Below are 13370 nucleotides of genomic sequence, written 5' to 3'. Positions count from 1 at the left end.
CACACTAACTCCCTACACTTGAAACCAAGCTCCCTACACATGGCCACCGTTATGCGCGCTAAAATAAATAGGGGCTTTTAAAGCCGTATCAGAGGCAATATTATTCAGGGTTCTATGTTGCGAAGTACCTAGTGGCAAACGCTTCTACAATGTTACGGGTATGGTCTGGCCTGAGGTGTGCATAGTGCTTAATCGTGGTCTGAATATCACTGTGAGCCATCAGCTTAGAGACTGCTAGCAGGTCAGCCCCTGCCATCACCAACTGAGACGCAAAGTTGTGACGCAAGGTGTAGAGCACCAAGCCGCTGGGTAGCTTGGCAAATGCCCTGACCTTAGCCCATGGTTTTTGCATCGCCGTTCTATCAAACCGCTTACCCGTAATCGGGTTAGGGAATACCCACCCTGTTTTGGGCTTGCCTTGTTGTTGGTGCCATGTTGCAAGCACCTCAATAACTGGCGTAGAGAGCGGGAAAGTCTGTGGCTCTGGACGTTGGTGCGCTGTTTTCTCTATCGTTTTTCTAACTGTCTTGAAAGGCAGGTTGACGTGCTCCCAACGTAAGCCCGCTATGTCACCTGGTCGAAAGCCTGTGTAATACATGAAGAGTATCCAGGGCTTCACATGATCTGCGTACGCTACCTTATCCAGGTCAGGCAGGTAGGCTTTGCCATGTGCCCGGCTGCTACGCCTCTGCTTACGCTTTTCTTCCTGATAACGCTCTAGCCCCAGAAAGAGTGCTTCTACTTCTTCTGGCTCCAGATAGCGCCGCTCAACACCGGCATCTGCTAGCTCTTGCTCTGTTAGCGCGGGCTTCTGCAGCTTTATGCCCGCTACTGGATTGAAAGGAATGACTTTCCGGTCAGCGGCGTGAGCCAGCAATGTATGGAGCGCCCCGAAGTCACGCTTCATGGTAGAGAAGGCGCGTGGTTTGGTAGGTGCTTTGCTAGTGGAGTTCACTGGTTTAATGGCCTCTTGGTCAGCCTGCCACCGCTCAATATCCGCACGTGTAATGCTACCCATAGGCCTATAAAGCCAGTCTGCAAAAGCCTTATGAAGTCGGTTTAAGGTAGCTTGGCCACCCTTCTTTCGGCCTTGATAAGCGGCATAGGGGGCTTTTAGGTAGGAACGCAACGTTTGCTGTTCTTGGAGCTGATGATCAAGCCTCGTTTGTTCAGCAATAGCACGAGGATCTTTACCCTGTGCAATGTCAGCCAATGCTTCCTTTGCCAGCTGTCGTGCTTCTTCAGCGGTTATCTCACCATAACGGCCAAGTGTCAGTACACGACGCTGACCAAGGGTGTTGTAATAAGATAGTCGACAGGTAAGGCCACGTTTACCTGAGCGGATGTGGTAGCCCCCTAAGGCGGTATCCCACACCTCGTTACCATCAGGCAGCTGCTTGGCCAAACGATCTAAGGTGCGGGTGGTTAGGCTGGCGGTTGTTTTAGCCATTGCAGTCACCTTTTTCTAGGTTCCAAATAGGTTCCAGACGTTGGAAAATACCCACATTGCTCAGCAAAAAGGTGATGAAGCGGTATATGAATAAGCCTATGAAATATTTAAACTATCCAACTATTTAGGCGATATGGCCTGTCGCCAAAATAGGCCCAAAGTATCCTTCGGGAGGCAGAGGTCGTAGGTTCGAATCCTGCTATTCCGACCAAAAATTCTATGAAAAACGGCCACTTAGCTAATACAGCAAGTGGCCGTTTTTTGTTTGCTTCTCTCCCTACCCTGGCGGGTGAATCAGCCCCACCACGCTGACCAAAATCAGCACGGCTCCCAGCACGCGGAAGAACAGCCCGGTGTCTGCTTTTAGCATGTAGCGGTGGGCTTTTTCGCCTAGCAAATGGCCGATAAATGCGCAGGGCAGTAGCCATAGTTGATGAATCAGCTGGAGGTCGACGCCGGCGATGATGAACGACGCCATTTTGATCACCACCAGGATAAACCACAGCACAAACATGGTGTCGCGCAACTGCTCTTTAGCAACGTGGGTGGCGAACACCGCGACAATCAGCGGCGCGCCAATCAATGAGGTGCCACTGACATAGCCACCGAGGGCAAGCAGCACGATATCGACGTATTTGTTGTTACTTCTAAACGGTTTATTCAGCACATAGCCAATGGCATAAATGATCACAATGCCGAAAATGATGTTGGTCATGATCTGTGTGGGCAGCGTTAACAGCCCCACCACCCCGATCAACTTAGGCACAATCATGATTTTCAGGGCTTTGGTTAAATAGCCCCAATCGATATTACTTTCCGGCGACGTACTTCCCACGCCCGCTTTCTGCACTTGGCGATGGCCGTTCCAGGCAATCTAGCTGGAAAAAATCAGCAGATGAATGGCTACAATCGGCAGGAAGACCAGCGGCTCGTTTACCACCAGCAGCAGAAAAGGCAGCGCCAGCACGGCGCCGCCAAAACCAAGGCTAGTGCGAACAAAACCGCTCCAAGCAAAAATAAGTCCGATGAGAAGGTACTGGTACCAGAGTAAATCTGTCATTGCTCGTGCAGGGCCTTTAAGAAGATGCGTGGTTGGTTAGCCCCCCCCAGCGTGGCAGCAATGCGCGCACCTTGGCCTGGGCAAAACGGTCGTCCATTAATATCACAACCCCTTCATCCTCGGGGCTGCGAATCACCCTTCCAGCGGCTTGTACCACTTTGATCATACCGGGTATGCGGTAGGTATAATCGTCGCCCTGGCCGAAACGGGTGTTCATGCGCGCTTTCAGCGCTTCGTTAAAGTCGTTAAACGGCGGCAGGCCTAAGGTGGCAATAAACGCGCCAATTAAACGCTTGCCAGGAAGGTCGATCCCTTCAGCGAAAGCACCGCCTAGCACTGCAAAGCCGACTCCCTTACCACCTGGGGTAAAGCGCGCCAGAAAGGCGTCGCGCTCGGCTTCCTGCATTCCACGGGTTTGGGCAAACATCGGCACGGCGGGGTGTGCGTGCTGAAACTGCGTTATCACCTGCTCCAAATAAGCGAAGCTACTAAAAAACGCCAGATAGTGGCCAGGTTGACGCTGATACTGATCGGCCAGGGCTTCCACAATAGGCGCTACAGAGGCCTCACGGTGATGATAGCGAGTAGAAATATCGGCTCGAATACGTACTTCCAGCTGGCGTGCGGCAAACGGTGAGGCCACTTCCCGCCACACGCTGTTTTCCGGTAACCCTAGTAAATCGCGGTAGTAGTTAAAAGGGGTCAGCGTGGCCGAAAACAACACTGCGCTGCTGGCAGCCTTGAAGCGTGCCGCCAGAAAATCCGCCGGAATAACATTGCGCAGCCCAAGTACCGCATCGCCTCGGCCATAACTGGCAAGGTCGCACAGCGAGTGGTCACCAAACCGCTCCGCCAAACGACAGAAGGCTAGCGCTTCAAACAGTAGCTCTTGAAGCTCAACGCTTGCGGCGTCGGGGTGTTCAACCAAATAATCGGTGATCGCGCCAGCCAAGGTTTGCATCGCGGCCACCAGCTTGTTGGGCAGCGCATCAAGTAAATGGTAACGCTGTGACGCCGCTGCATCGGTGGTCACAGCCTTCGTTAGCGCCTGCCACTGCCTACCGACACGGGCTAGCGGTTTAGCAAGCGAGGGAGGTGAGTGGCGACGCAGACGACTCAAGCGCTGCTGGGAAAGCTCGGCACTGTACATGCCCCGCGCTCGTTCAACTAAGTTGTGCGCTTCATCTACTAATAAACCAACTCGCCAGTCGTTGGCATGAGCCAATCCATGCAGCAGCGCATGACTATCAAACCAGTGATTCACATCGCCCACCACCACGTCGGCCCAGCGGGCTAGCTCCTGGCCTAGATAATACGGGCACACACTGTGGGCAAGCGCCACCTCTCGCAGTCCGTCACGATCTAGCCAGCGACGTGCCACCGCGGCTTGACGAGCGGCAGGCAAGCGGTCATAAAACCCCGCTGCCAACGGGCAAGCATCGCCTTGGCAAGCGGTACCTGGGTATTCGCAGGCTTTTTGCCTAGCCACCAGCTCCAACACGCGCAGCGGCGAAGCAAACGCAGACGATGTGGGGGAAGATGAAGTAGGCGGTGATGAACTGGGGGCAGAGAGACGCGCCAGCGCATCCAGTGCCACACGGCGGCCCGGGGGTTTCATAGTCAGAAAGGCCACCCTATCCAACTGCTGACGGGGCATTGCAGTCAGCATCGGAAATAGCGTGCCAAGGGTTTTGCCAATGCCAGTAGGGGCTTGGGCCAGTAGGCAGCGCCCGGTGCTGGCGGCCTTATAGACATCTTCCGCCAGCGGGCGCTGCCCAGGGCGAAAGTCAGGGTAGGGAAACGTCAGCGTCGCCAGCCACTCATCGCGGCCCTGCCGATGAGCAGACTCCTGCTCTGCCCAGGCCAAAAAGCGCTGGCATTGATCGGTAAAGAACGCCAGCAGCTCGGTGGCGCTAGCTTCGTGGGTAAGCAACGTTTCCTGACCGCTGGCAATCTCCAGATACACTAACACCAGCGTGACCCGTTCAAGGCGGCGCTCGGCGCAAAGCAGCGCGCCGTATATCTTCACCTGGGCCCAGTGCAACGCACGCTGATTGGCCGCCATGCGATCTAGATTGCCACGATAGGTTTTGACCTCTTCCAAACGGTTAGCGCTGGGGTCAAAGCCGTCAGCGCGGCCCGCCACGCGAAGCCCCTGATACTCGCCGGAAAGCGGCAGTTCGGCCAGGTAATCCTCGCCCCGGCGGCTAGCCACTAGCACATGCCCTTCAATGCCTTCCTGAGCGCTGGGTGCTGGCGTAAAGCGGTGGTCAAGATCGCCCACCCGTGCAGTGAAATCACACAGCGTGCGCACCGCTACCCGGTAACGGCTCATTCGGCATCTTCTCGCTCAGACCCTTCTGGTTCAGGCCCTTGTGCTTCAGATGCTGGCTGCCAGCGTACATGGCACACCTCAATGGGCATGCCATGGCGGCAAAAAAAGTCGATCCAACGGCACTGGTTATCTTGCAGACGGTCACCCGGCCCTTTCACTTCTATCATTTTATAGCGTGGTTCGCCGGGCGGTGCATCCGGCATCAACTGAATCAGGTCAGGTAGACCTGCACGGTTATGTTTAAGATCATCTAATAGCCGCATAAAACAGGCACGCAAATGGGCAGGTGGCAAACACCTGAGAGCAAGCGTTAGCAGCTCTTCACTGACAATTCCCCAGTGAACAAAGGGCGATGCGATGCCCTGTTTGGCGTGCCACGTGCGAAGGATCGTGTCCTGATAGCGGCCGTCATCCAGCTGGGCCAGGCAGGCGTCGATATCGGCCTGGCGCTGAGGGACAAAATCCTCGCGGTATAAATCCGCAGGCCCGCTGTGAAACGGGTGAAAAAACGCCCCTGGCAGCGGTTTAAAAATGGCCGGCCAGAGCAGTAAGCCAAATAGCCCCGTCAGCAGGCCATTTTCAACGTAATACACCGGCGCGTTAGGGGTCGCCATGTAGTCAGCAACGGCACGCTCAACTGGCTGAGGGCCAGGTAAATGAAGCACATAGGTAGGCGCTTGGGCAACTTGTTGATCAGACCGTGCCAAGCCCTCAACCTGTTGGGATAATTTGCGTGCCAAGCGTGGTAACAGCCGCATGAGCGCTTGGATTTCGGCTTCGTTTGGCTGCGCGTCCAGCGCGCTGATTGTGAGTTCATAAGCATCTGAATAACGGCCCAAACGCTCTAACACGCGCAACCTGCGAATACGCGCATCGCTGTTATTGGCGTCGGCGTAAAGTGTTAACGCTAACTCTGCGTCACCGCCACGCTCGGCCACGCGGCCAATGGCAAGCAATAGCCGCCCCCGCCGAGAGGCTAACCAACGGTTGCTGGAAGCAGGTGGCACCTGTGTGGAAAGCGCTTGCGGCAGCTCGCCGTCGTCCAAGCGTTCGCGCAAGCGGTGAAGCGTTAAGTAAGTAGTCACGTCAGAGCGGCTTTGGAACGCGCGCGACTCCACAGTAAGCGGTACCTGCTCAAAGCGCTGCAGGCCCAGCTCCGTCAGCACAAACTCTGCCCAGTCCTGACGTAGGTTGCCGAAAAACATCAGCCGTAGGCGGTCGCAAAGCGCCATTACCGTGAGCCGCACAATTTGTGTCGTCGCCGTTGGCCACCACTGCTGAAGGGGGGCGGACGCCTGTAGCGACGCTTCCAATGCCGTTTGAAGCGCACCTTTAGTGCTGTTGCGCGCTAGGCCTGCATTGGTGATTTCACCTACCAATGCCTGACGCAGCTCACTCAGCCGCAAGAGGCGGAATAGTTCGCGGCTGGTTAACTGCGGTGCGTTATCTACCCAACCAAGCGCAACCAATGGTTCCAAGGCCTGCTCGGCATCACCGATTTCCGCATAGGTCAGTTTGTCCAGGCGAAACAACTCCCCTTTGCGCATCACCATGCGCACCAATAGCGCCTGGGAGGCTTGGGGTAACGTTTCAAAATGACTAATAGCGTCGCGTTCGGAAGCACTTAATAGGTCGTAGTGGCGGGCTTCTACCCACGCCAGTACATAACGAAAATTCGTCAGGTAATAGAAAGGGTCATCTAAGGAGGCGGTCGCTGACGCGACAGGAGCACTGTTCATTTATCCATTGTAACAGTGCTTGATGGAGCAGGTTAACCCACCCGGTGTTGATAAAGTACGTCCAGCGCATCGTCATCGGCAGCAGGAGATGACGCCTTTGATTGGGCAACGGGCTTGCGGCCCCCCACCAGCACATACCATTCCGCTTCTGTCAGATAATGCTGGCACCAGCGACTTAAGCCCGCGGCCACATCATCGCGAATACGTTCGCCGCTACGAAAAGCGTGGGCGAGATGCAGCAAGTCCTGGCGAGCAGTGCGGGCACGGGCGTTGCCGCCGTGCACTTTGGAAAGTGGGCAGCGTCGATCATAGGCTGCGTTGGTTAATGCATTTAACCAACGCTCCAATTCATGCGCCTGAATACCGCCGTAAACTGCCACACTGCACTCCATGCTGAATGGTGATTGAAATTTAATGGGCTTTGCCCATTAGAACTTGCTAAAAAGGGCCGTTAGATTGCCCGATTTTGAGATAACTGTCATCTTACTGCTATCGTCGCCGTTTACTGGCTAATCCAAAACGTAACGTCCTATGCCTCTACTATACCTGCTAATCGATCGAAATGATTTTTTAACGTTAGTAATTCATTAGCGTCTTTTTCGCTTTGTGTTTAAGCGACGCCAGCACTTTAGACTCATGCCATTCTGGGCGATAAACAATGCCAAAACCAAACGATAACGCAGGCATAAAAGGCAGCACCTTGACATGGTCGTGGCGCGACAGTTGATCTTTCGCGGTAATCGGGTTCATCACCGTGACACCCACCTCGTTAGCCACCAACGCACTAATGGTACCGATATTAGCTTCCGTTTTACCTGAAATTTTAACCCCGTGCTCAGCGACAAGTTCCAGTAGCGGGTTCGTACTCACACTTGGCTGGTTGCTGATCACTAAATGTTGACCACGTAAATCACTGACTTCAACCACCTCACGCGTAGCTAGTTCAAGCTTGTCAGGCACCAGCGCCACGGCTTCTGTCACCAACAGTGTTTCTGTTAAGAGCTGAGGAGACGTCGCTGGCAATGTGATAAAGCCGATATCCGCATGGCTTGATTCCACCGCCGTTTGTACATCGTGGCTCGACATCATATCCAGACTAATACTGATCCGGCTGTTTTCAGCCAGTAACGCAGCCACTACCTGAGGCACAAAGCCAAAACATAGCCCGGGAATAGCGGCAATTCTCAAGCGTGATGTACCAAACTCCTTTAGCGCCAGCACGCTATGACGCAGCTCTTCAATATTGCCCATCAGCCTGAGAATTTCATCGTACAGCTCTCGTGCTTCAGGCGTTGCTAGCAAGCGGTTTTTTTCACGTAGAAAGAGCTGAATCCCCAGGTTCTCTTCCAGCTGCGCCAGCGAACGACTCACTCCCGATTGCGTCATGCCAAGAAGGCGTGCCGTCCCTGAAGCGCTACCTACTTCATACAGCGTCTTGAAAGTTGCTAATGCTTTCAACGAGTTAATGGTGACTTCAGGCATGACTTTTACTCATCGATATTCGAAAAACGATCATATATTGAAATATAGTAACAAGCCTACCTAGACTGCAAGGGAGATTTTTCACCACACCATAAAAAACGGAAAACGTGATGACCGACTCTCCGCTGTTCTACCAGGCAGGCCCTGCCCTGCCGGAAGTCAGCCACGCTGATGGCGTTATGCTTTGGGATACCCAGGGCAAGGATTATCTGGATGGCTGCTCTGGGGCTATCTCCTGCAACCTTGGTCATGGTCGACAGGATATTCGTGACGCCATGCTCGCCCAGATGGATAAGGTGGCCTTCACCTACCGCACCCAGTTTGAAAGCGCCCCCGCCGTTGCGCTTGGTCATCGGCTGGTCGAGCTATTTGAGGGTGAACTCGGCAAGGTGTTTTTCATCTCCAGCGGCTCCGAGGCGGTGGAGTCGGCTCTCAAGCTGGCGAGGCAATACTTTTTCGCCCTTGGCCAGCCTCAGCGCCAGCGCTTTGTATCGCTGCGTCCGTCTTATCATGGCAGCACCATGGGGGCACTGGGCATGACCGGCTATCAGCCGCTGGAAGCGCCGTTCACCAGCATGACCCATGCGTCTATCAAAGTGCCGGGGCCGGATTTCTATCGCCATCAAGAGTGTGATGATGACACCCACGTTGAACGCATCCTGGCAGAGACCCGCGCCGCCATGGAAGCCGCTGGTCCTGAATCACTGATTGGTTTTGTACTGGAGCCCATCGGCGGTGCCAGCACCGGTGCACGGCTGTTAGGCAAACGCTACCTACAAGGCATTCGCGCCCTGTGCGATGAGTTCGGTTGCCTGCTGATTGCCGATGAAGTGCTCACCGGCGTGGGCCGAACTGGCACTTGGTTTGCCTGCCAGCATTACGATGTGGTGCCGGACATTCTGGTCACCGCCAAGGGGCTGGGCGCGGGCTACTACCCGATTGGCGCGATGCTCGCCCGCAGCGCTATCGTCGAAACGGTCATGGCCAGCGGAGGGTTCCAACACGGTCACACCTATGCTGGCAACCCGTTAGCCTGTGCCACCGGCCTAGCCGTGCTTGAGGCCATTGTGCGCGAAGATTTACTGAACAACACCCGCCAGCGCGGCGCTCAGCTGGAAGCTGGGCTTCGCAGGCTTGCCGAGCGCTACGACTGGATCGGCCATGTGCGCGGCGCTGGCCTGTTATGGGGCATCGAGCTCGTCGCCGATGGCGCGTCGCGCCAGCCTTTCCCTGCTGAGCAAAACCGCTTTGCCCAGATCACCGCATTGGCCAAACAGGAAGGTCTTCTGATCTATCCCCGCCGCACTCTGGATGGTATCGCGGGTGATCACTTCCTGGTTTGCCCGCCGTTAACCATTCAGGCCCAAGAAGTCGACGTTCTGCTGGAACGTTTAGCACGCGCCATGGCGCGTTTTGATCAAGCGCTTACCACGCCGCCTTCTGCACTACATACACACCCCATCAGTGAGAGCTAAACGCCATGACGCTGCTGAACCACAAAGTCTGTGATATTGACGTGGCCATCGCCGATATTCCTGATGGCGCGACCATCATGGTCGGCGGCTTTGGCTCGCCCGGCACGCCGTTTGCGTTGCTTGACCCCCTTCCCGCCAGCGCCCAACGCACCCTGACGCTGATCAAAAACGATGCCAATGAACCCGGTATCGGTATCGGCAAGCTAATTGAGGCAGGCCGTGTAAAGCGCTTGATCACCTCTCACTTAGGCCTCAACCGAACAGCCATTGACGCCATGAATGCTGGCGAGATGGAGGTCATTTTTCATCCTCAGGGGCTGTTGGCTGAAAAAATCCGCTGTGCAGGCGTTGGCCACGGCGGCTTTCTTACCGATATCGGCATCGGTACGGAAATCGCCGAAGGCCGTCAGGAAATCAATATCGAAGGTTGTACCTGGGCCATTGAACCTGCTTTACAGGCTGATGTTGCTCTCATTCACGCTGAGCGAGCCGACCGCTACGGCAACCTGATCTATCGCGCCACGGCCAGCAATTTCAATCCCTTAATGGCCATGGCTGCCGAGCGGGTGATTGCCCAACCCTACCGTATCGACCACCCCGGCGCCCTGCCTATCGACACCATTCATACGCCCTGTGCTTTTGTCGGTCATGTGGTGCAGGTCGACCGCTCGTCCAGCCAGCAAGGAGTTCGCCCCCATGATCTCTGATCAGCAGCGCATGCTGACCCGCGCCGCCCGTGAAGTCATCGACGGCCAGATCGTTAATCTGGGCATCGGTCTGCCAACGCGGTTGTTCCACTATCTGCCCGACGACATCAATGTGCTGATGCATTCCGAAAATGGCGTGCTGGGCTGTCGCCCCCGCCAAGAAGGCGAAGCACCCGATATCGACATGATTGATTCCGGCGGCGCCTATATCACCACCCGCCCAGGGGCCAGCGTGTTCGATAGCGCCACCTCGTTCGCCATGATCCGCCGCAGCCGCGTGGACGTGACCTTCATGGGCGCTTTTGAGGTGGACCAGGAGGGCAACCTGGCCAACTGGAAAATTCCCGGCAAGTTCTCACCCGGCATTGGCGGTGCCATGGAGCTGGCCCAGAAAGTGGCCCGGCTGGTAGTGCTGTGTTCGCATAACGACAAGCACGGCAACCCCAAGGTGCTGACCCGCTGCCAACTCCCCCTGACCGCCAGCCGCTGTATTTCCCGCATTATCACCGAGAAAGCGGTGATGGATGTGACGCCAGAAGGGCTTGAAGTCGTGGAAATCGCCGAAGGGCTGAGCGTTGAAGCGCTGCGTGAGGCGACTGACGCCACCCTGCTGATCGATGAATCACGTTTAGGGAGATTCTGATGCTCAACGCCACCGAACAACGCATTATCGCCTGCTGCAATGCCTTGATGGACGACACGATAGAGCTCACCAGTGATCTGGTGCGGGGCTACAGCGTCATCGGCCAGGAACGGAGCGCGCTGGACACCATGGAGCGCCACCTTGAACGCCTGGGCCTGCCAGTGACCCGCGTGCCATTGGATGCCCCGGGCTTTGAGGAGCACCCCCATCGTGCTCCCACCGAATGGCCCAGTACTGGCCGCTACAATGTCATTTCAGACCTTAACCCCGGCGCGCCAGGACCACATTTAGTGTTCAACGGTCACCTCGATGTAGTACCTGCCGAGCCTGTCGATATGTGGACCCGCCCCCCCTGGGAGCCTTGGCAAAAAGATGGCTGGCTGTATGGCCGTGGCGCGGGCGACATGAAAGCCGGTATTGCTGCCATGGTAATGGCAGTTGAGGCCGTGCGTCAGGCGGGGGTAGAGATCAACTTTCCGCTCACCCTACAAACCGTGATTGAAGAAGAGTGCACCGGCAACGGTGCGCTGGCCTGCCTGCATCAAGGTTTTAGCGGTGATTTCGTACTGATACCGGAACCTTTCGGCGCTCAGATCTACGCTGGCCAAGTGGGTGTGCTGTGGTTCCGGATGCGCCTGGATGGCGTACCCGCCCATGTGCTTGACCCCAGCGCCGGGCGCAATGCGATTGAATCCCTGCAGGAATACCTGCCCGCGCTGAAGGCGCTGGAAGCGGAAATGAATGAGCTTCCCCGGCCTGCGCTGTACGTCGACCACCCTCACCCGTTCAACCTGAGCGTTGGCCGCGTGGATGCGGGCAACTGGGCCTCCAGCGTACCGGCCCACGCCATTCTGGAAGGCCGCGTTGGCTTCCCGCCCGGCATGTCACCAGAGGAGGCCATGCAACGGGTCAGCGACACCCTGATGACCCGCCACGCCGAGCTTGACGACGCCACACCGCCACCCACGATCAGCTTCCACGGCTTTCGTTCCGAAGGGCATGTGGTCGATCTCGATACCCCGGGCATCCGGCTTCTCTCGGAGTGCCACGAAGCACTGCTCGGCGAACCACCTGCCCACTATCTATCCACCTGCACCACTGACCTGAGGGCCTTCCACGTTTCCGGTGAGATCAACGGCACCTGCTATGGCCCGATTGCCCAGCGCATTCACGGCGTAGATGAGTGCGTCAACATCGACTCGATCCGCCACGTGCTGACCACCTATGCCCTGTTCATCCATCGCTGGGCGCGCATGGCAGACAACCAGGAGACTCCTTCATGAGAGACGTGTATCTCGCCGACTATGCGCGCAGCGCCTTCAGCCGCGCACACCCCCGCAAACCCGAGGTCGATGCCTGGGCCGATACCCGCAGCGATGCCCTGTTGGCCAGCGTGCTCGATGGCTTATTAGCACGTAGCGGCGTTGACGGCGCGGTGGTGGAAGACCTGAGCATTGGCTGCGCCCTGCCAGTAAAAGAGCAGTGGAGCTTTGGTGGGCGTTACCCCCTGTGGCTTGCCCAGCGGCTGGGAGCACATGGCCAGGGCTGCGCAACCCGCCAAATTGATCAGCAATGTGGCTCTGGCCTTGCCGCTCTGCGCAGCACCGCACGGGAGATTCAGTCGGGCGCGGTTGAGGTTGGCATGGCCGGTGGCGTGGAAAACATGACCCGTGTGCCCATGGGCCCGGCACTGTTTAAGGAAGGCGTGCTGACCAGCCCTCAAGCACTGCAAAAAGCCGACTGGCTGGCGCTGGATGTGGTGCTCAATATGGGGCTGACCGCCGAACGGCTGGCCAAAGCAGCCGGCATTTCGCGCGAGGCGATGGATACCCTCGCCCTCAGTTCCCACCAGCGTGCCGCCAAGGCCAACGCAGCAGGTCACTTCGACGCTGAGCGTTTGACCCTGAACAACGCGGCGGGCGAACCGATCAGCGCGGACAGCAATATCCGCGCGGATACCAGCGCTGAGCGCTTGGCAGGGCTGGACCCGGTATTTATGCAAGGCGGCGTAGTGACCGCAGGCAACAGCTCGCCGCTAACCTCGGGTGCTGCTGCCACGCTACTGATGTCTGAATCTGCCCTACGCCAACACGGCATTAGTCCCTTGGCGCGTGTTGTGGCCATCGCCGACTGCGGCGTCAAGCCAGAGGAGATGGGGGCCGGAGCCGCCGCCGCTATTCGACGCGCACTGAAACAGGCCCAGCTGACACCACAGGATATCGGCGTATGGGAAATCAATGAAGCCTTCGCCGCAGTGCCGCTGCATGCCATGGGTGAGCTTTCGATTGATCCTGAAAACGTCAATATCTGGGGCGGCGCTATGGCGCTGGGGCACCCGTTAGGCGCAACCGGCATTCGCCTCGCAGGCACCCTTGGCCGACTTCTTCAACCCCGCCAGCAGCGCTACGGCTGCGCGGCGGCCTGTATTGGCGGCGGACAAGGCATCGCCATCATTTTAGAACGCTAAGACAACTGGACG

The 13370-nt window shown here is 56.8% G+C and carries 10 protein-coding genes and 1 pseudogene; 5 read left to right on the top strand and 6 right to left on the bottom strand.

The window, feature by feature from the left end:
• Positions 1–112 precede the first annotated feature (112 nt).
• The 6 genes and pseudogenes from REH51_RS10440 to REH51_RS10415 all read right to left on the bottom strand — a co-directional run bounded on the left by REH51_RS10440 (position 113) and on the right by REH51_RS10415 (position 8066).
• Positions 113–1450 (bottom strand): site-specific integrase, encoded by a 1338-nt coding sequence (locus tag REH51_RS10440; RefSeq protein WP_498935650.1) that lies wholly within the window; start codon positions 1448–1450, stop codon positions 113–115.
• A gap of 277 nt (positions 1451–1727) precedes the next feature.
• Positions 1728–2510: pseudogene (locus tag REH51_RS10435) on the bottom strand (TSUP family transporter).
• 16 nt (positions 2511–2526) lie between these two features.
• Positions 2527–4845, bottom strand: coding sequence for an ATP-dependent DNA helicase (locus tag REH51_RS10430; protein ID WP_498935648.1), 2319 nt, complete (start codon positions 4843–4845; stop codon positions 2527–2529).
• Positions 4842–6584, bottom strand: a complete 1743-nt coding sequence (locus REH51_RS10425; protein WP_498935647.1) for a VRR-NUC domain-containing protein — start codon at positions 6582–6584, stop codon at positions 4842–4844. The genes REH51_RS10430 and REH51_RS10425 overlap by 4 nt, the downstream gene beginning before the upstream one ends.
• Before the next feature lie 32 nt (positions 6585–6616).
• A complete protein-coding gene (locus REH51_RS10420; protein WP_009723813.1) occupies positions 6617–6964 on the bottom strand; it encodes a hypothetical protein in 348 nt (115 codons plus the stop codon).
• 196 nt (positions 6965–7160) lie between these two features.
• Positions 7161–8066 (bottom strand): LysR family transcriptional regulator, encoded by a 906-nt coding sequence (locus REH51_RS10415; protein ID WP_009723814.1) that lies wholly within the window; start codon positions 8064–8066, stop codon positions 7161–7163.
• A gap of 110 nt (positions 8067–8176) precedes the next feature.
• Between REH51_RS10415 and REH51_RS10410 the strand changes: the two genes are divergently transcribed.
• The 5 genes from REH51_RS10410 to REH51_RS10390 are packed head-to-tail and all read left to right on the top strand — an operon-like array spanning position 8177 to position 13358.
• Positions 8177–9541 carry an aminotransferase family protein gene (locus REH51_RS10410; protein WP_009723815.1) on the top strand — a complete coding sequence of 455 codons (1365 nt, stop codon included), beginning with the start codon at positions 8177–8179 and terminating at the stop codon, positions 9539–9541.
• A gap of 5 nt (positions 9542–9546) precedes the next feature.
• Complete coding sequence (locus REH51_RS10405; protein WP_498935645.1) at positions 9547–10248, top strand: CoA transferase subunit A; 702 nt, start codon at positions 9547–9549, stop codon at positions 10246–10248.
• Positions 10238–10891, top strand: a complete 654-nt coding sequence (locus tag REH51_RS10400) for a 3-oxoacid CoA-transferase subunit B (RefSeq protein ID WP_009723817.1) — start codon at positions 10238–10240, stop codon at positions 10889–10891. The genes REH51_RS10405 and REH51_RS10400 overlap by 11 nt, the downstream gene beginning before the upstream one ends.
• Positions 10891–12174: an ArgE/DapE family deacylase gene (locus REH51_RS10395; protein WP_009723818.1), complete on the top strand. Its 1284-nt coding sequence runs from the start codon at positions 10891–10893 to the stop codon at positions 12172–12174. Before REH51_RS10400 ends, REH51_RS10395 begins: the two co-directional genes overlap by 1 nt.
• Positions 12171–13358 (top strand): acetyl-CoA C-acyltransferase, encoded by a 1188-nt coding sequence (locus REH51_RS10390; protein WP_498935644.1) that lies wholly within the window; start codon positions 12171–12173, stop codon positions 13356–13358. The genes REH51_RS10395 and REH51_RS10390 overlap by 4 nt, the downstream gene beginning before the upstream one ends.
• The last annotated feature ends 12 nt before the right edge of the window (positions 13359–13370 follow it).

The sequence above is a fragment of the Halomonas bluephagenesis genome (assembly GCF_054790765.1).
Note: the sequence above shows the minus strand (reverse complement) of the source record. Positions and strands in the feature narration are given on the sequence as shown.

Excerpts from the sequence above, each read along its gene's own strand:
- REH51_RS10440 (WP_498935650.1), bottom strand. The coding sequence starts at position 1,450 with ATGGCTAAAACAACCGCCAGCCTAACCACCCGCACCTTAGATCGTTTG.
- REH51_RS10430 (WP_498935648.1), bottom strand. The coding sequence starts at position 4,845 with ATGAGCCGTTACCGGGTAGCGGTGCGCACGCTGTGTGATTTCACTGCA.
- REH51_RS10425 (WP_498935647.1), bottom strand. The coding sequence starts at position 6,584 with ATGAACAGTGCTCCTGTCGCGTCAGCGACCGCCTCCTTAGATGACCCT.
- REH51_RS10415 (WP_009723814.1), bottom strand. The coding sequence starts at position 8,066 with ATGCCTGAAGTCACCATTAACTCGTTGAAAGCATTAGCAACTTTCAAG.
- REH51_RS10410 (WP_009723815.1), top strand. The coding sequence starts at position 8,177 with ATGACCGACTCTCCGCTGTTCTACCAGGCAGGCCCTGCCCTGCCGGAA.
- REH51_RS10405 (WP_498935645.1), top strand. The coding sequence starts at position 9,547 with ATGACGCTGCTGAACCACAAAGTCTGTGATATTGACGTGGCCATCGCC.
- REH51_RS10400 (WP_009723817.1), top strand. The coding sequence starts at position 10,238 with ATGATCTCTGATCAGCAGCGCATGCTGACCCGCGCCGCCCGTGAAGTC.
- REH51_RS10395 (WP_009723818.1), top strand. The coding sequence starts at position 10,891 with ATGCTCAACGCCACCGAACAACGCATTATCGCCTGCTGCAATGCCTTG.
- REH51_RS10390 (WP_498935644.1), top strand. The coding sequence starts at position 12,171 with ATGAGAGACGTGTATCTCGCCGACTATGCGCGCAGCGCCTTCAGCCGC.